This is a genomic window from Rhizobium sp. PAMB 3182 (assembly GCF_052908355.1).
Window position 1 is genome coordinate 3,210,172 of record NZ_CM128607.1, and the last position, 16,314, is coordinate 3,226,485.

Below are 16,314 nucleotides of genomic sequence, written 5' to 3' on the forward strand. Positions count from 1 at the left end.
ATTTTTTTGAATGAAACTGGACTTCTCCCGCATCAGTACGAAACTGGCGATCATATCGGCGCTCGGCATAGGTTTCATGCTCGTGACTGCGTTGACGACCTGGATTGTCGGCAACTCCGTCGATCAGGCCGTCTCGCTCAGCCGGATCCAGCAGGACATTTCCCGAAATATGGTGTCGATGAAGGCTTCGATGCGGGGCATGCAGATCGGCGTGCGCGATTTCCGCCTGGCAACGACGCCTGCCGAGCAGGCGGAAGCCGCCCAATATATCGAAAAGCGCTATGCCGCTGCGATCGACTTTATAGACGCTGCCGTCGCCGACATGACCGTTCAGGAGAACATCGACCGGGTCGGCAAGATCAAGGCTTTGCTGGATAGCTATGATCAAGAGGCCAAGAACCTCGCCAGCAAGCTGGCGTCCAGCAACGGCGCCAAAGACAGCGAAACCGTCAAGAGCCTGAGTGTAACGGCCGAGGAAATGTCCACTCTCGTCGACCAGGCTGTCGATGCTGCGAACAAGCGCGCAAGCGACGCCACCGAATACCGTCGCGAGATGCAGTCCCTGTCGTCCATCGTGACCAATGTCATGACAGCAGTCATGATATTGTTGCTGATCGGCTCGGGTATTTTTGGCAAGCGGGCCATCGCCAATCCGATCCGTGACATTACCGAAAGCATGAACTCGCTGGCAGCCGGGGACCTTGACAAGGATATTCCGTTCACCGGCCGCCCCGGCGAAATCGGGGAGATGGCTAACGCTGTCGAAGTCTTCCGGAAGAACGGCATCAAGGTGCGCGACATGAACGCCCAGGAAGCCGCCCTCCAGGCGCAAAACGCGGACCTTCAGGCCAGCATCGCGTCCGTGGTGTCCAGAGCGGTTGCCGGAGACTTCAACGCCCGCATCACAAAGACCTATGAAAATCCCGACCTCGCCGGCTTTGCCGCCAGCGTCAACGAGTTGGTCGGTTCAGTCGAAAGAGGCGTGGACGAGACTGTTCGTGTGGTCGCCGCGCTTGCTGCAGGTGACCTCACCCAGTCGATGAACGGGCAGTTCCAGGGTGCGTTCAAGAACCTGCAGGACAACGTCAATACCACGATGACCAGCCTGCGGACGATCATGACGGAAATCCGTTCCGCGATCGACATGATCAACAGCGGTGCCGGCGAGTTGCGAGGCGCATCCGATGATCTGTCCAAGCGAACGGAACAGCAGGCTGCCTCTCTTGAGGAAACGGCTGCGGCTCTCGAGCAAATCACCTCTGCGGTGAAGAACTCCTCGGAGCGCTCGGTCGAGGCTTCGCGCATGGTGCAGGAGGCCCGCCGCGACACAGAGGAATCGAACGAGGTTGTGGAGTCTGCCGTCGAAGCGATGGGACGGATCGAGAAGGCGTCCAGCGAGATTGGTCAGATCATCAATGTCATCGACGAAATCGCCTTCCAGACCAACCTTCTGGCGTTGAACGCCGGGGTGGAAGCAGCGCGCGCCGGCGAAGCCGGCAAGGGTTTTGCGGTCGTCGCACAGGAAGTGCGGGAGCTGGCGCAGCGTTCGGCGACCGCCGCGAAGGATATCAAGACGCTGATCAATCGCTCCGGCAATGAAGTCCGCTCGGGCGTGGATCTGGTGAGCCGGACCGGCGAAGCGCTGCGGCAGATCGAAGGCCGGGTCATCAGGATCAACGAGCACGTCAACTCGATCGCGACCGCGGCGCGTGAACAGGCGACCGGCCTGTCGGAGGTCAACGTCGCCGTCAACCAGATGGACCAGACGACGCAGCAGAATGCGGCGATGGTGGAAGAATCCACTGCTGCCACAAATCGTCTCGCCGAAGAGGCGAAGAACCTCAGCGTGCTGGTTGCCCGCTTCAAGACGTCGGAGAATGCGCGCGGACCCCGCCACGCCGCTCCTGCCGAGCAGCCGGTGACTTCGCCCGCGCGTAGTCTCGGACGCAAGCTCGCCAACGCCTACGGTTCGGCTGCTGTCGCCGCGGACTGGCAGGAGTTCTGAACCCCGGCACCGCGACATCAAATTCATCGACCCGCTGCAAAATACTTTTGCGGCGGGTTTTTTATTGTCTGCGCCAGAGTTCCCGAGTGGTGCGGTCGTTCACAAGATCGCACGCGACGATCTCACGCCCTCACTTCTAGTCCGACTGTCAGCCAAGCAGTGCGAGCGTCAGCGGATGCTCAGGATCGAGGAGGCCGTCGAGGATGTTGAAGTGATGGCGGTCGGGCTCTTCGACGCAATCAGTCGTCGCCCCTAGACCTTTCCAGATATTGGCGAGAAGCGCGTTCTGCCGCAGGAATTCCGAGCGCTCGCCGGCGCCTGCCCAGCAGGTGATGCGGGCATTGGCGGCCGGGTGCAGCAGCGCCGGGCTTTCGCGGACCACTTCCTCGGCATCGAGGCGGATCGCGTCGTTGAGGCTGGTCGGCAGCAGCGAGCGCAGATCGTGCAGGCCGGACAGCGACACGACATGGGCGATGCGGGACGCGACGGGCGCGGAGAGCGGCGAAGTCGACGAGACCATGCGGGAGACGAGGTGACCGCCGGCGGAGTGTCCGATCAGGCGGATCGGTCCGTCGACCGCGGCGGCTGCCGTATCGATCGCCTTGCCGATTTCCGCGGTGATGCCGCTGACCCGGTTTTCCGGGCAGAGTGTGTAGGAGGGCATCGCCACTGCATAGCCATGCGCCAGCGGTCCCGCGGCGAGGTGCGACCAGTAGCTCTTGTCGAGGCGAACCCAGAAGCCGCCATGCACGAAGACGACGAGACCCTTCGGTGCCGTTTCCGGCAGGAACAGGTCGAAGCGGTTGCGCTCGCCGTCGCCATAGGGGAGGTCGAGTTTGGCGCGACCGGCGGCCATCATTGAGTCGCGCATGGCCTTTGCCGGCTCGACCCACAGTCCGGGCCAGCGTTCGCCTCCGGGAATGTTCGCGCCATTGGCGTAGGCATCGGACCAGTCGGTAATTCGGTGCAGCATCGTTCCTCGCAGCGTTTCTTGTCGGGCCGTCGCCCGTTCGGAGAGGGTTTCACATGACCCGGAATGTCCGGGCGAAAGGGGCTGAAGTCAATGGAAACAAGGCTGTCGCAAAAAATATTATAAACTTGAAATTTCTTTCTTGCGACGAGGCGCAGACAGTGCAATGCTTCGATTTAGGGTGAATTGCGCCGCCATGGATCGTCAAAGGGCAGGGAACAGGCCCGGCGGTTCGCGCTGACTAAAACTGGGAAAGACATCATGCTTGGACCTTCGGCTCACGCGGACACGTTCGCGCGGGATAATCTTCCTTTGCCTGCAGACTGGCCCGAGATCGACCTGTCGGGCTTCGACTATCCGGAGTGGCTGAATGCCGGCGTCGAACTGAGCGACCGGATGGTTGATCGCGGCTTCGGCGACCGTGTCGCGCTGATCGGCAATGGCCGCCGCCGCACCTACAAGGAACTCACCGACTGGACCAACCGGCTCGCCAATGCGCTGGTCGAGGATTTCGGCCTGAAGCCCGGAAATCGGGTGCTGATCCGCTCGGCTAACAATCCGGCCATGGTCGCCTGCTGGCTGGCGGCGACGAAGGCGGGCGCCGTCGTCGTCAACACCATGCCGATGCTGAGGGCGAAGGAACTCGCCAAGATCGTCGACAAGGCCGAAATCTCGCTGGCGCTTTGCGACAGCCGGCTTATGGACGAGATGGTCGCCTGTGCCAAGGAAAGCGCCTTCCTGAAGCAGGTCATCAGCTTCGACGGCACCGCCAATCATGATGCCGAGCTCGACCGTGCGGCGCTCGACAAGCCGGTGCAGTTCGAGGCGGTCAGGACAGGCCGCGACGACGTCGCTTTGCTCGGCTTTACCTCCGGTTCGACCGGCATTCCCAAGGCGACCATGCATTTCCACCGCGACCTGCTGATCATCGCCGATGCCTATGCCAAGGAAGTGCTTGACGTGCAGCCGGAAGACGTCTTCGTCGGTTCGCCGCCGCTCGCCTTTACTTTTGGACTTGGTGGGCTGGCGATCTTTCCGCTGCGTTTCGGCGCCAGCGCAGCACTTCTTGAGAATGCCACGCCGCCGAACCTCATCGAGATCATCAAGAAGTACAAGGCGACGATCTGCTTTACCGCCGCAACCGCCTATCGCGCCATGCTCGGCGCCATGGATCAGGGCGCCGACCTGTCCTCGCTGAGGGTTGCCGTGTCCGCCGGCGAGACCTTGCCGGCGCCCGTCTACGAGGAATGGGTGAGGAAGACCGGCAAGCCGATCCTCGATGGCATCGGCTCGACGGAAATGCTGCACATCTTCATCTCCAACCGCCTGGACGACCACAAACCGGCCTCGACTGGCAAGCCGCTTGCGGGCTACCGGGCGATCGTCGTTGACGACGAGATGAACGAGGTGCCGCGCGGCACCGTCGGCAAGCTCGCGGTGCGCGGTCCCGTCGGTTGCCGCTATCTCGCCGACGAGCGGCAGGCCGATTACGTCCGCGACGGCTGGAACCTGACGGGCGACAGCTTCATCGAGGACGAGGACGGCTATTTCCACTTCGCCGCGCGCTCCGACGACATGATCGTATCGGCCGGATACAATATTGCCGGCCCGGAGGTGGAGGCAGCGCTTCTTTCCCACGAATATGTCCGTGAATGCGCGGTCATCGGCAAGGCGGATGACGCTCGCGGCCACATCGTCGAGGCGCATGTGGTGCTCGAAGCCCATGCCGTTCCGGGCGATGCGCTGGTCAAACTGCTGCAGGATCATGTGAAAGCACAGATCGCGCCCTACAAGTATCCGCGCTCGATCGTCTTCATCAAGGAGCTGCCCAAGACCGAGTCCGGCAAGATCCAGCGCTTCCGGCTGAAGGCCGAGACTGTCAACTAAACCGTTCAATGGCTTGACGAATGTCGTTTCGCCGTTGGACATTGCCTTCGCCAAGTCGGGGGGAGGGCGAATGGTTCCATGTACCCGGCGTTCGAGATAACCAGAAAGAGGGAACAATGAAGACAATCATCTCCGCCGCAGCCCTGGCCTTGAGCCTCGGCGTCGCCGGCTCTGCCGCCGCCGAACCGGTCAAGATCGGCATGATCACCACGCTTTCCGGCGGCGGCGCCGGTCTCGGCGTCGACACCCGTGACGGCTTCATGCTGGCCATCAAGCGGGCGAACAATCCGGACGTGTCCGTCGTCGTCGAAGACGATGCGCAGAAGCCGGAAATCGCAGTCCAGCTCGCCGACAAGCTGATCCAGCAGGAAAACGTCGACATCCTGACGGGCATCGTCTGGTCGAACCTGCTCATGGCCGTCGAACCGGGCGTGGTTGCCCAGGGCAAGTTCTACATCTCGACCAATGCGGCGCCGGCTCCGTTGGCCGGCAAGGGCTGCAACCCGCTCTACTTCAACGTCGCCTACCAGAACGACAATCTTCACGAAGCCATGGGGCAGTATGCCAACCAGGACTACAAGAAGATGTTCATCCTGGCGCCGAACTATCCGGCCGGCAAGGACTCGCTGACTGGCTTCAAGCGCTACTACAAGGGCGAACTGGCAAGCGAGATCTACACCCAGCTCGGCCAGACGGACTATGCCGCCGAGATCGCCCAGATCCGCGCTTCAGGTGCCGACGGCGTCTTCATGTTCCTGCCGGGCGGCATGGGCATCGCCTTCATGAAGCAGTATGCCCAGTCGGGCGTCGACATTCCGGTAATGGGCCCGGGCTTCTCCTTCAGCCAGGACGTGCTCGGCGCGATCGGCGATGCGGCGATCGGCACGAAGAATTCCGGCCAGTGGTCGCAAGACCTCGACAACGACGCCAACAAGACCTTCGTCGAAGCCTTCAAGACCGAATACAACCGCCTGCCGTCGATCTATGCCATGCAGGGCTATGATGCCGCGCAGATCATTCTTTCGGCCGCCGCCAAGGCCGATGTGAAGGACACCGAGGCTTTCCGCGCCGAACTGCTGAAGGCCGACTTCGCCTCTCCGCGCGGCAAGTTCAAGTTCAATACCAACCAGCATCCGATCCAGGACATCTATGTCCGTGAAGTGGTCAAGGAAGGCGACGTGATCACCAATAAGATCGTCGGCACCGCCTTTACCGATCACGGCGACGCCTACGCGCAAGACTGCAAGATGTAAGGACGGATCGTGACTGTGGCATTGGCGATCGAGCAATTGCTCAACGGCCTTCAGTTCGGCGTCATGCTGTTTCTGATGGCCGCGGGACTGACCCTCATCTTCGGCGTCATGGGCCTTATCAACCTGGCCCATGGCTCCCTCTATATGGTCGGCGCCTTCGCCTGTGCCGCGGTGGCTGCCGCTACCGGCTCCTTCTGGCTCGGCCTTGCCGCCAGCCTGGTTGCCGCGGCAGCAGCGGGCGCGCTCGTCGAAATCCTGGTCGTGCGCAGGCTTTATGCGCGCGACCACCTCGATCAGGTGCTGGCGACCTTCGCCCTGATCCTGATCTTCTCGGAAGGCACGCGCTGGATCTTCGGCTCGTTTCCGCTCTACCTCAACATTCCGCCGATCCTGCAAGGTGCCGTCGCGCTGCCGGGGGACGTGCATTACCCCGTCTATCGCCTGGCGGTCATACTCGTCGGCGGGCTGGTCGCACTTGGCCTCGCCATGCTGATCGGCCGCACGCGGCTCGGCATCCAGATCCGCGCGGGCGAAAACGACCGCGAGATGATCGGCGCGCTCGGGATCGATATCCAGACGCTATACACTGTCGTCTTCGCCCTCGGCGCCGCACTCGCCGGTCTGGCCGGGGCGATGGTCGGCGCATTGCAGTCGGTGCAGGTCGGCATGGGCGAGCCGGTGCTGATCCTCGCCTTCGTCGTCATCGTCATCGGCGGTATCGGTTCGATCAAGGGCGCCTTCATCGGTGCGCTGCTCGTTGGTGTCGTCGATACGCTGGGGCGCTTCCTGCTGCCGCAACTGCTGCTGCTCGTCGTTTCGCCGTCGGCGGCAGGATCGGTCGGCGGGGCGCTGTCATCGATGCTGATCTATATCATGATGGCCTTCATTCTTGCCTTCAGGCCGCGCGGCCTGTTTGCGGCATAGGCGGGAACGGGCGACATGATCACACGCGAAACAATCGTCAACGCCGCCATTGCGCTCGGGCTTCTCATCGCCGCCTTCGCCGCGCAGGCGACGGGACAGATATTCTACATCACGCTCGCGACGCGGATCGCGATCCTCGGGCTCGCCGCCGTCGGCCTCAATCTTGCGCTCGGGCTTGGCGGCATGGTCTCCTTCGGCCACGCCATGTTCTTCGGCATCGGCGGGTATGCCGCCGGCATATTGGCGAGCCACTCCTTCTCGGGCGAGCCGATTCTGCTTGGCATACCCGGCACCACGCTGATGCCGGTGATCTGGATCGTCGCGGCCGTGCTGGCCGGCGTGATGGGCCTTGCGGTCGGCGCGATCAGCCTGCGCACCAGCGGCGTCTACTTCATCATGATCACGCTCGCATTCGCGCAGATGGTCTACTATTTTGCGGTTTCCTGGCCCGCCTATGGCGGCGAGGACGGTCTGTCGATCCTGGTGCGCAACGGCTTTCCGGGCCTCAACACCATGAAGCCGATGAGCTTCTTCCTGATCACCTATGTCCTTCTGATGCTGGGACTTCTGGTCTTCTTCGTCCTGCGCCGCTCCCGCTTCGGCAGCGCGCTCGAAGTCTCCCGCCAGAATGAAGTCCGGGCATCCGCCGTCGGCATCGCCCCGTTTCCGGTCAAGCTCGTCGCCTTTGTCATCTCCGCCATGCTGACGGCCATCGCCGGCGCGCTGTTTGCCGATCTCAACCGCTTCGTCAGCCCGTCCATGCTCGCCTGGCACATGTCGGGCGAACTCATCGTGCTGATCATCCTGGGTGGCACCGGCCGGCTGTTCGGCCCGGTTGCCGGCGCGGCGCTCTACGTGCTGATCGAGTACTATCTCGGAGAGATCACGGAGCGCTGGCAGTTCTTCCTCGGACTGATCCTGCTCGCCACCGTTCTCTTTGCCAGAGGCGGCGCGATCGGCCTCCTGGCCGGAAAGGCGCGTCATGGCTGAGCCCGTTCTCGAGATCCGCAACCTCTTCAAGACCTTCGGCGCGCTGCAGGCGACCGGCGACGTCAGCCTCGATCTCCGCCGCGGCGAGATCCATGCCCTGATCGGCCCGAACGGCGCGGGAAAGTCCACGCTGATCCACCAGATCTGCGGCACGCTGCAGCCCGACCGCGGCACGATCCGGCTCGAAGGCGAGGACATCACCCGCCTCGGTCCGGCGGCCCGCGCGCGCAAGGGGCTCGGCCGTACCTTCCAGATCTCGTCGATCGCGCCGGAATTCTCGGCGCTGCGCAACGTCATGCTGGCGGTCCAGGCGCGGCAGGGTTCGAGCTTCCGCTTCTTCCGCCCGGTGATGAGTGATGCGTCGCTGACCGACCCGGCCATGGCCATTCTCGAACGGGTCGGCCTTGCGGAACGGGCCAGGCTGCCGGCCTCGGAACTCTCGCATGGCGAACGCCGTCAGCTGGAAATCGGCATCGCGCTGGCGCTCGGCTCAAAGGCCTTCCTGCTTGATGAACCGATGGCGGGCATGGGACCGGAAGGGTCCAAGACACTGACCGGCTTTCTCGACAAGCTGCGGGCGGAAACGCCGATCCTGCTGGTCGAACACGACATGGACGCCGTCTTCGCGCTCGCCGACCGCATTTCCGTGCTGGTCTACGGCAAGATCGTCGCCACCGGCAGCGTCGATGAGATCCGCCGCGACCCGACCGTGCGCGCCGCCTATCTTGGAGAACACGCCTGATGCTGCTGGACGTCAAGGACATCGAAACCTTCTACGGTGCGAGCCAGGCGCTGTTCGGCGTCAGCCTCGCGATCGCCGAAGGCGAGGTGATGGCGCTGATGGGCCGCAACGGCATGGGCAAGAGCACCACCATCCGCTCGATCTGCAATCTGACGCCGCCCCGTCGCGGCGAGATTTCATTCGCCGGAAAATCGACGAGCCGCCAGCCGGCCTTCCGCGTTGCGCGGCGCGGCATCGGCCTGGTGCCGGAAGGCCGGCGCTGCTTCAGTACGCTGACGGTGCATGAAAACCTGGTGGCCGCCGCAAGGCCGGGACGGTGGACGCTGGAGCGGGTCAACGAGCTCTTTCCCCGGCTTGCCGAGCGTCGCAACCAGCTGTCGAAGACGCTGTCGGGCGGCGAACAGCAGATGCTCGCCATCGGCCGCGCCCTGATGACGAACCCGACCTTGCTCATTCTCGACGAGGCGACGGAAGGTCTGGCGCCGGTCATCCGCGACGACATCTGGCGGGCGATCAAGGCCTTGAAGTCCGACGGGCTGTCGATCCTGCTGGTCGACAAGACGCTGTCCGAACTGCTGCCGGTCGCCGACCGCTGCGTGATCCTCGAAAACGGCCGCTCCGTCTGGACGGGCCGGCCGGGCGACATCGACGGCACGATCAAGGATCGTTATCTGGGTATCTGACCCTATTCCTCTTCGGGGCCGGAGAGGTGGGTGCGGGCGGATTGGCGCAGCAGGTCCGCATGCGAGAGCATGCTGTTGATCGTGGCCGGTTCGACATCCGCCATCATGTCGCGGATCCAGCCTTCATGCGCCTCGGCCATTTCTGCGAAGGACGCGCGGCCCGTCTCCGTCAGCCGGGCGACCGTCACGCGCCGGTCGCCGCCCGGCGTCTCGCGGATCACCAGCCCATCCGCTTCCAGCCGCTCGACGAGCCCGGTAATGTTGCCGTTGGTGACCATCGTCCGCTTGGAAAGCTCGCCGAGTCGCAGGCCCGATGGTTCACGGTAGAGCTGGGCCAGAAGGTCGAACTGCGGCAGGGTGGCGCCGAACTCGCTGCGCAGCCGGCGGCGGATCTCCTGTGAAATCAGCTTCGTCGTGGCGAGCAGCTTCAGCCACAGCCGGAGCTCGTCCTTGCCTTCATGCGTGTCCTCGACGACGACTTCCAGATCGACTGCTTTGCTCAAGGTTGAACCGTTCCCGTGCGTATGAATGAGCGGTTGTCCGGAACGCGATGCGCCGTCGGGCAAACTATTTGAACTCTAAAGCAGCTCCGGGAATTGTCATAGCCTTCCGGTATGAAAACGCGGTGGAAAGATCGTGTTGATCGATGCTTGCGGTCACCGCCTGCGGATGCCGGCGGCAAACATCGGGCCGCCGTGCCGTGCCGGAAAGCCATAGCCGTGCACCATCACCACGTCGATGTCGTCCGGCCCGGCGGCGATGCCTTCGTCGATCAGCGCCAGACCTTCGCGGACCATGGCGCCCAGCAGCCGCTCGACGATCTCGGCGTCCGGGATCTTTCGCACGGAAAAGCCCTTTTCTGCACGGTAGTCCGAGATCATGCGGTCGATGTCCGGGTCGATCATGCGCTTACCGTCCTCGTAGCGGTACCAGCCGCGGCCGGTCTTGCGGCCGAAGCGCCCGGCCTCGCAAACCCTGTCCGGCAGTTCGCAATAGGGCAGGGACGGATCGCGGCTTGCCGCCTGCCGCTTGCGTCGCGTCCAGGCAATTTCGAGGCCCGCCATGTCGAAGACGGCAAAGGGACCCATGGCAAAACCGAAATCTTCCGCCGCCCGGTCGATATCCTGCGGCAGTGCGCCTTCCTCCAGCAGCCGCTCGGTGGCCGTCCGGTAGGCGGAGAAGATGCGGTTGCCGATGAAACCCTCGCAGACCCCGGTGACAACGGGGATCTTCTTCAGCTTGCGCGCGAAGGCGAGCAGCGTCGCCATCGTGCGCGGCGTCGCCCTGGCGCAGCGCACCACCTCCACCAGCCGCATGATGTTGGCCGGCGAGAAGAAGTGCAGGCCGGCGACGCGCTCCGGATGCGCGGTTGCTGCCGCGATCCCGTCCGGATCGAGATAGCTGGTATTGGTGGCGAGAACGGTGTCCGGACGGACAATGCCGTCGAGGGTGCGGAAGAGTTCCGCCTTCACCTCGAAGTCATCGAAAACCGCCTCGATGACGAGGTCTGCTTCGGCGAGGTCTTTCGGATCGGCCGATGCCGTCAGGCGCGACAGCTGATCGTCGGCCGCTTCGCGGGTCAGGCGCCCCGATATAACCGACTGTTCGATCATGCCGCGGATGCGCTGTAGACCTGCCTGTGCAGCCTCCTCGGTCTGGTCGAGCGCCACCACCCTGTACCCGGCGGCAAGCGTCGCGACAGCGATGCCGCAGCCCATCAGCCCGGTGCCGGCGATGCCGATCACCGACAAGGGATAGGGCTCGACACCGGCAAGGTCGGCTGGCTTGCCGGCGGCCCGCTCGGCAAAGAAGATGTGTCGTAGCGCAGCCGATTCCGCTCCATCCCTCAGGCGGATGAAGGTTTCGCGCTCGGCGATCAGACCCTTTTCAAGGTCGGTCCCGGCGGCAAGCCGGACGAGCCGGATCGCTTCGCCGGGAGCGGTCTGCCCGCGCGCCTTCTTGAGGAACCGTTCCGTCAGCGCTTCGAATGCCCCTTCGTCGACCTTGGGGACGGAAAGCCCACCGGTGCGGCGTGGCGGCTTGCCTGCCAGTTCACTTGCGAGCGCTATCGCTTCGCCGATCAGGTCGGCGCTGGCAACCTTGTCAATCAGTCCTGTTTCGAGCGCTTTGGCGGCCTTGACCGGCTTGCCGCCGGCAATCATGTCCAGGGCAGCCGTCATGCCGATGAGGCGGGGCAGGCGCTGCGTGCCGCCGGCACCGGGAACGAGGCCGAGATTGACCTCAGGAAGCCCCATGGACGCGGAGGCGGATGCGATGCGCGCATGGCAGGCGAGCGCCAGTTCCAGCCCACCGCCCAGCGCGGCGCCGTTGATGGCAGCGACGACCGGCTTGCCGCTCGCCTCGATGGCCGCCACGACCGCAGGAAGAGACGGCTCTACCGGCGGCTTGCCGAATTCCCGGATATCCGCGCCGCCGACGAAGGTCTTGCCGGCTCCCGTGATGACGACCGCCGTCACGCCGTCGTTGTTTTCCGCATGGCTGATCGCGGCTGCCAGCCCGGCGCGGACCTCCGCCCCGGCGGCGTTGACCGGCGGATTGTCGATGGCGACGACGAGCGTCGTTCCGTCGATCCGTGCCCGGACCGTTGAGGAGAACGAAAACGCGTCTGTCTGGAGGCTTTCTCCGGTCATCGCTTTTCCCGTCAATCCGGAATGACGGCGGTTGCCTGGATTTCGATCTTCGCGCGATCCTCCACCAGGGCGACCACCTGCACGGCGGCCATGGCCGGGAAATGCCGGCCCATGACGGCGCGATAGGCTTCACCAAGCCCCTTCGGATCGGCGAGATACTCGGTCTTGTCGACGAAATACCAGGTCATGGTGGTGATGTGGTGCGGCTCTCCGCCGGCCGCAGCCACCACGTCGACGACGTTCTGCAGCGTCTGCCTGACCTGGCCGACGAAGTCGTCGGTTTCGAATTGGCACTGACCGTTCCAGCCGATCTGGCCGCCGACATAGACCTGACGTCCGCGCGCCTCCATGCCGTTCGAATAGCCGACGGGCTTCGCCCATCCTTCGGGTTGGAGGATCTTATGCATCTTGGGTCTCCAGATAGGGCATGAAAGCGCGGCGCATGTCGTCGGGCCACGGGCAGGCGCGGTGGGTGTCGTGCGAGGTGGCGACAATGCGGTGGTCAGCGCGCCATAGAATTGCGCCATCGCACGAGACCTCGTGTTCGAGGTCCATCGAGGACGTGCCGATCCGCTTCAGCCGCAGCGCGAAGTCGAGCCGGTCGCCATGAAAGCCGGGTTTCGAGAAAGTGAGGTCGAGTTTTACGGTCGGCACGCCGATCCGCCGTTCCTGAATGAGCGTCGGCCAAGGGAAGCCGGCGGCGGCGAAGAATTCTTCCAGCACACCGACGAGGTGATCGAGATAGGACGGGAAGTAGGCGATCCCGGACGGATCGCAATCGCCGAACTTGAGGTAGCGCGTTGTCTGGAACATGGCTCTCCTCACGCCGTCTTGCCGCCGGCATGCGCCTTGATCAGTTCGCGCGCGACGATGAGCTTCTGGACTTCCGTCGCCCCCTCGTAGATGCGCAGCGCCCGGATTTCCCTGTAGAGTCGTTCGACCATCTCGCCGCTCTTGACGCCACGGCCGCCAAACATCTGCACGGCGCGGTCGATCACGGCCTGGGCGTTCTCCGTCGCCGTCATCTTGGCCATGGCCGCCTCCATCGTCGTCGGCAGTTTCTGAACGTCACGACGCCATGCCGCGCGGTAGGTCAGCAGCGCCGCCGCATCGACGGCGGTCGCCATGTCGCCGAGGGCCGCCTGCGTCAGTTGCAGGTCGGAAAGCGTGCCCCCGAGCATCGGCCGCTCGCGGCTGTAGCTGAGCGCTTCGGAAAGCGCCCGGCGTGCAAAGCCGAGTGCGGCGGCGGCAACCGAGGCGCGGAAGATGTCGAGCGTGCGCATGGCGATCTTGAAGCCTTCGCCGGGTGCGCCGAGCCGGCGCGAGGCCGGAATGTGGCAATTGTCGAAGCGGATCGTCGCCAGCGGGTGCGGGGCGATCACGTCGATGCGCTCGGCAATCGAGAAACCCGGATCGTCGGCGAAGACCACGAAGGCGGAGATGCCGCGCGTTCCCGGCGCCTCGCCGGTGCGGGCAAAGACGGTATAGACATCCGCAATGCCGCCGTTGGAAATCCAGGTCTTTTCGCCGTCGAGCACATAGTCGTCGCCGTCGGCCCGCGCCGCGCAGGACATGGCGGCGACGTCGGAGCCGGCATCCTTTTCGGACAGGGCGAAGGCGGCAATCCATTCGCCCGAGGCGACTTTCGGCAGGACGCTGTTCTTCAGCGCATCGGAACCGCTGAGGCTGATGGCGCCGCTGCCGAGCCCCTGCATGGCGAAGGCGAAATCGGCGAGACCGTCATGAAAGGCAAGCGTCTCGCGGGCGATGCAGATCTTGCGGCTGTCGATCGCGTCTCCACCGGAAAGTCCGACGGCGGCGGTCAGCAGGCCCGCCTGGCCGAGCGCCCGGACGAGGGCGCGGCAGGCGTCGTCGACATTCTGATGGTCGACATGCGCCATCGCGTCACCCGCCGCGAAGGCGTCGAGCTTTGCGGCCCAGTCGGCATGCGAGGCGTCGAAGAACGGCCAGGCAAGATGGTCGCGGTCGAGCGCAGGGGCGGGCGGTTGCTGCGTCATCGCCTCAGTTGCCTTCGAAGGTGGGTTTGCGCTTGGCGGCGAAGGCCTCGAAGGCGCGGCGGAAGTCCTGCGTCGCCATGCAGATAGCCTGCGCCTGCGCTTCCGCTTCGATCAGTTCCTCGATTCCCATCGCCCATTCCTGGTTCAGCATTGTCTTGGTCATGCCATGCGCAAACCACGGGCCGTCGGCGATCGACTGCGCCAGCGTGGCCGCCTTGCCGGCAAGCTCCGCCTGCGGATGCAAGCCGTTGTAGAAGCCCCAGCGCTCGCCCTCGTCGGCGGTCATGAAGCGGCCGGTGTAGAGAAGCTCGGCGGCGCGGCCCTGGCCGATGATGCGGGGAAGCATGCCGCAGGCGCCCATGTCGGCGCCGGCGAGCCCGACGCGGGTGAACAGGAAGGCGGTTTTCGCTTCGGGCGTCGCCAGCCGCAGGTCGGAGGCCATTGCCAGGATCGCGCCGGCGCCGGCGCAGATGCCGTCAACGGCGGCGATGATCTGCTGCGGGCACCTGCGCATCGCCTTGACGAGGTCGCCGGTCATGCGGGTGAAAGCCAGTAGCTCCGGCATCACCATCCTGGTCAGCGGTTCGATGATCTCGAACACGTCGCCACCGGAAGAGAAATTGCCGCCGGCGCCGGTCAGGACGATGGTGCGGACATCCGAGGCGTAAGCGAGGTCGCGGAAGAGGTCGCGCAGTTCGGCATAGCTCTCGAAGGTCAGCGGGTTCTTTTTGTCCGGCCGGTTCAGCGTCAGCGTCGCCACGCGACCGTCATCGCTCACATCCCAGAGAAAGTGCTCGGCCTTGTAGTCGCGGAATGGCCGCGTCATGCCTTGCATAGCGTTGGTCATGTTGAGCTCCTCCTCTTGGGTACCGGCCGCAGCATGACAGCGGCCGGCGCTTTTTCGTGTTGTTATTCGTTCGCCGATGGAGGCAGGAAATCGACCTCATGTTCGCCCGAGACGCGGACGATCTCGTCGACGTCCGTCATCTGGTCGAGCCTGCGGAACAGGTCTTCCAGCTTGCGCGCAGGCGACACCCAGAACAGCGCACGGCATGGCTTGTCCGACTTGTTGAAGTAGCCGTGGGGAACGCCGCGCGGCATGCGGACCAGATCGCCGGCCCGGGCCTTCGTCCATTCCCCGTCAAGCTTCAGATCCAGCTCGCCTTCCTGCACGAGGATGAACTCGTCCTGGGTCGGATGGACGTGCACGGGCACAAACTGTCCGGGCTCGCTGTTGGTCTCGAATGCAAATGTGTCGTCACACAGCGCTTTCGGGAAATACACCTGCCCGAGGATGTTCCACTTCACACCCTTGAAGCCGGTCCCGTTTGACGTAATGCCTTTTTCCAGTTCCATTCCACACTCCCGCTTGTCGTTGCTGCAGTTCAGGCGGCTAGCCCGCCATGACTTCTCCGCCGGCCACCGCGATCGCCTGGCCGGTTACTGACGATGCGCCGGGAGAGGCGAGCCATGCAACGGCATCGGCAACCTCCTGCGGCTGCACCAGCCGTCCCTGCGGATTGGATTTGACGAATTCCTTGAGTGCGTCCTCTTCGCTGCGGCCGGTCTTTTCGACGATGGCGGCGATCGACTGCGTGATGATCGGCGTGTCGGTGAAGCCGGGGCAGACCGCGTTCACGGTGACACCCTTCTTCGCAAGCTCCAGCGCCAGCGCCCTCGTCAGGCCGATGACGCCGTGCTTTGCGGCGCAGTAGGCCGAGACATAGGCATAGCCGGTCAGGCCCGCCGTCGAGGCGATGTTGATGATGCGCGCGCCCTCGCCATGCGCCTTCAGGTCAGCAAGGGCTGCCTGCGTGACATTGAAGACGCCGGTCAGGTCAACATTGAGCACATGCGCCCACATCGCCGCATCGGTCTTCTCGAAGGGTGCGCTCGGCGCTTCGCCGGCGCAGTTGACGAGAATGGAAACGGGACCGAATGCGGAGCGTGCGGCGTCGAGGCCGGCGGCAATCGCGGCCGGGTCCGTCACGTCGAAACCATCGACAATAAAGACCCTGTCGCTGTCCGCCTCGTCGGCCACTGCTTCCAGCGGTGCGCGTCGGCGGCCGGCGAGGGTTACCGATGCGCCGTCGGCGAGAAGCCGCAGCGCGATGGTGGCGCCGATGCCACTGCCGGCTCCGGTGATCAGGGCATGGCGCCCCTTTAGAACTCCGTTCGTCATCGGCGGCTC

The 16,314-nt window shown here is 64.2% G+C and carries 16 protein-coding genes; 7 read left to right on the top strand and 9 right to left on the bottom strand.

Features of this window, described 5'->3' with window-relative positions:
• The first annotated feature begins 10 nt into the window (after positions 1–10).
• On the top strand, positions 11–2,005 hold the full coding sequence (locus tag ACU5AZ_RS15470) for a methyl-accepting chemotaxis protein (protein ID WP_446823234.1): 1,995 nt from the start codon (positions 11–13) through the stop codon (positions 2,003–2,005).
• Positions 2,006–2,153: 148 nt separating this feature from the next.
• Here the strand turns inward: ACU5AZ_RS15470 and ACU5AZ_RS15475 are convergent, their stop codons facing one another.
• Entirely contained in the window at positions 2,154–2,978 is an 825-nt protein-coding gene (locus ACU5AZ_RS15475; protein ID WP_446823235.1) for an alpha/beta hydrolase, read from the bottom strand.
• A gap of 258 nt (positions 2,979–3,236) precedes the next feature.
• On the opposite strand from ACU5AZ_RS15475, the gene ACU5AZ_RS15480 reads away from it, so the two are divergent.
• The 6 genes from ACU5AZ_RS15480 (at position 3,237) to ACU5AZ_RS15505 (ending at position 9,454) form a co-directional block, all read left to right on the top strand.
• On the top strand, positions 3,237–4,862 hold the full coding sequence (locus tag ACU5AZ_RS15480) for an AMP-binding protein (RefSeq protein WP_446823236.1): 1,626 nt from the start codon (positions 3,237–3,239) through the stop codon (positions 4,860–4,862).
• A gap of 116 nt (positions 4,863–4,978) precedes the next feature.
• A complete protein-coding gene (locus ACU5AZ_RS15485) occupies positions 4,979–6,115 on the top strand; it encodes an ABC transporter substrate-binding protein (RefSeq protein ID WP_446823237.1) in 1,137 nt (378 codons plus the stop codon).
• A 9-nt stretch (positions 6,116–6,124) separates the two neighbouring features.
• Positions 6,125–7,039 (top strand): branched-chain amino acid ABC transporter permease, encoded by a 915-nt coding sequence (locus ACU5AZ_RS15490; RefSeq protein ID WP_446823238.1) that lies wholly within the window; start codon positions 6,125–6,127, stop codon positions 7,037–7,039.
• Positions 7,040–7,054: 15 nt separating this feature from the next.
• Positions 7,055–8,029: a branched-chain amino acid ABC transporter permease gene (locus tag ACU5AZ_RS15495; RefSeq protein WP_446823239.1), complete on the top strand. Its 975-nt coding sequence runs from the start codon at positions 7,055–7,057 to the stop codon at positions 8,027–8,029.
• Positions 8,022–8,771, top strand: a complete 750-nt coding sequence (locus ACU5AZ_RS15500; RefSeq protein WP_446823240.1) for an ABC transporter ATP-binding protein — start codon at positions 8,022–8,024, stop codon at positions 8,769–8,771. The genes ACU5AZ_RS15495 and ACU5AZ_RS15500 overlap by 8 nt, the downstream gene beginning before the upstream one ends.
• Positions 8,768–9,454 carry an ABC transporter ATP-binding protein gene (locus ACU5AZ_RS15505; RefSeq protein ID WP_446826020.1) on the top strand — a complete coding sequence of 229 codons (687 nt, stop codon included), beginning with the start codon at positions 8,768–8,770 and terminating at the stop codon, positions 9,452–9,454. The genes ACU5AZ_RS15500 and ACU5AZ_RS15505 overlap by 4 nt, the downstream gene beginning before the upstream one ends.
• A 2-nt stretch (positions 9,455–9,456) precedes the next feature.
• Here ACU5AZ_RS15505 and ACU5AZ_RS15510 read toward each other — a convergent pair whose 3' ends face one another.
• The 8 genes from ACU5AZ_RS15510 to ACU5AZ_RS15545 form a co-directional block, all read right to left on the bottom strand.
• Positions 9,457–9,957: a MarR family winged helix-turn-helix transcriptional regulator gene (locus tag ACU5AZ_RS15510; RefSeq protein ID WP_446823241.1), complete on the bottom strand. Its 501-nt coding sequence runs from the start codon at positions 9,955–9,957 to the stop codon at positions 9,457–9,459.
• A 153-nt stretch (positions 9,958–10,110) separates the two neighbouring features.
• Positions 10,111–12,105 carry a 3-hydroxyacyl-CoA dehydrogenase NAD-binding domain-containing protein gene (locus ACU5AZ_RS15515; RefSeq protein WP_446823242.1) on the bottom strand — a complete coding sequence of 665 codons (1,995 nt, stop codon included), beginning with the start codon at positions 12,103–12,105 and terminating at the stop codon, positions 10,111–10,113.
• 11 nt (positions 12,106–12,116) lie between these two features.
• Positions 12,117–12,512: a RidA family protein gene (locus ACU5AZ_RS15520; protein ID WP_446823243.1), complete on the bottom strand. Its 396-nt coding sequence runs from the start codon at positions 12,510–12,512 to the stop codon at positions 12,117–12,119.
• Positions 12,505–12,918, bottom strand: a complete 414-nt coding sequence (locus tag ACU5AZ_RS15525) for an acyl-CoA thioesterase (RefSeq protein ID WP_446823244.1) — start codon at positions 12,916–12,918, stop codon at positions 12,505–12,507. The genes ACU5AZ_RS15520 and ACU5AZ_RS15525 overlap by 8 nt, the downstream gene beginning before the upstream one ends.
• 8 nt (positions 12,919–12,926) lie before the next feature.
• Complete coding sequence (locus ACU5AZ_RS15530) at positions 12,927–14,123, bottom strand: acyl-CoA dehydrogenase family protein (protein WP_446823245.1); 1,197 nt, start codon at positions 14,121–14,123, stop codon at positions 12,927–12,929.
• Between the two features lie 4 nt (positions 14,124–14,127).
• On the bottom strand, positions 14,128–14,970 hold the full coding sequence (locus tag ACU5AZ_RS15535; RefSeq protein WP_446823246.1) for an enoyl-CoA hydratase family protein: 843 nt from the start codon (positions 14,968–14,970) through the stop codon (positions 14,128–14,130).
• A gap of 62 nt (positions 14,971–15,032) precedes the next feature.
• Positions 15,033–15,479: a cupin domain-containing protein gene (locus tag ACU5AZ_RS15540; RefSeq protein ID WP_446823247.1), complete on the bottom strand. Its 447-nt coding sequence runs from the start codon at positions 15,477–15,479 to the stop codon at positions 15,033–15,035.
• 37 nt (positions 15,480–15,516) lie between these two features.
• Complete coding sequence (locus ACU5AZ_RS15545) at positions 15,517–16,305, bottom strand: SDR family NAD(P)-dependent oxidoreductase (RefSeq protein ID WP_446823248.1); 789 nt, start codon at positions 16,303–16,305, stop codon at positions 15,517–15,519.
• Between the last annotated feature and the right edge of the window lie 9 nt (positions 16,306–16,314).

Bases quoted from the DNA above. Each gene is read 5' to 3' on its own strand.
- ACU5AZ_RS15545 (WP_446823248.1), bottom strand. From the start codon at position 16,305: ATGACGAACGGAGTTCTAAAGGGGCGCCATGCCCTGATCACCGGAGCC.
- ACU5AZ_RS15515 (WP_446823242.1), bottom strand. From the start codon at position 12,105: ATGACCGGAGAAAGCCTCCAGACAGACGCGTTTTCGTTCTCCTCAACG.
- ACU5AZ_RS15485 (WP_446823237.1), top strand. From the start codon at position 4,979: ATGAAGACAATCATCTCCGCCGCAGCCCTGGCCTTGAGCCTCGGCGTC.
- ACU5AZ_RS15540 (WP_446823247.1), bottom strand. From the start codon at position 15,479: ATGGAACTGGAAAAAGGCATTACGTCAAACGGGACCGGCTTCAAGGGT.
- ACU5AZ_RS15535 (WP_446823246.1), bottom strand. From the start codon at position 14,970: ATGACCAACGCTATGCAAGGCATGACGCGGCCATTCCGCGACTACAAG.
- ACU5AZ_RS15475 (WP_446823235.1), bottom strand. From the start codon at position 2,978: ATGCTGCACCGAATTACCGACTGGTCCGATGCCTACGCCAATGGCGCG.
- ACU5AZ_RS15525 (WP_446823244.1), bottom strand. From the start codon at position 12,918: ATGTTCCAGACAACGCGCTACCTCAAGTTCGGCGATTGCGATCCGTCC.
- ACU5AZ_RS15530 (WP_446823245.1), bottom strand. From the start codon at position 14,123: ATGACGCAGCAACCGCCCGCCCCTGCGCTCGACCGCGACCATCTTGCC.
- ACU5AZ_RS15470 (WP_446823234.1), top strand. From the start codon at position 11: ATGAAACTGGACTTCTCCCGCATCAGTACGAAACTGGCGATCATATCG.
- ACU5AZ_RS15495 (WP_446823239.1), top strand. From the start codon at position 7,055: ATGATCACACGCGAAACAATCGTCAACGCCGCCATTGCGCTCGGGCTT.
- ACU5AZ_RS15480 (WP_446823236.1), top strand. From the start codon at position 3,237: ATGCTTGGACCTTCGGCTCACGCGGACACGTTCGCGCGGGATAATCTT.
- ACU5AZ_RS15520 (WP_446823243.1), bottom strand. From the start codon at position 12,512: ATGCATAAGATCCTCCAACCCGAAGGATGGGCGAAGCCCGTCGGCTAT.
- ACU5AZ_RS15500 (WP_446823240.1), top strand. From the start codon at position 8,022: ATGGCTGAGCCCGTTCTCGAGATCCGCAACCTCTTCAAGACCTTCGGC.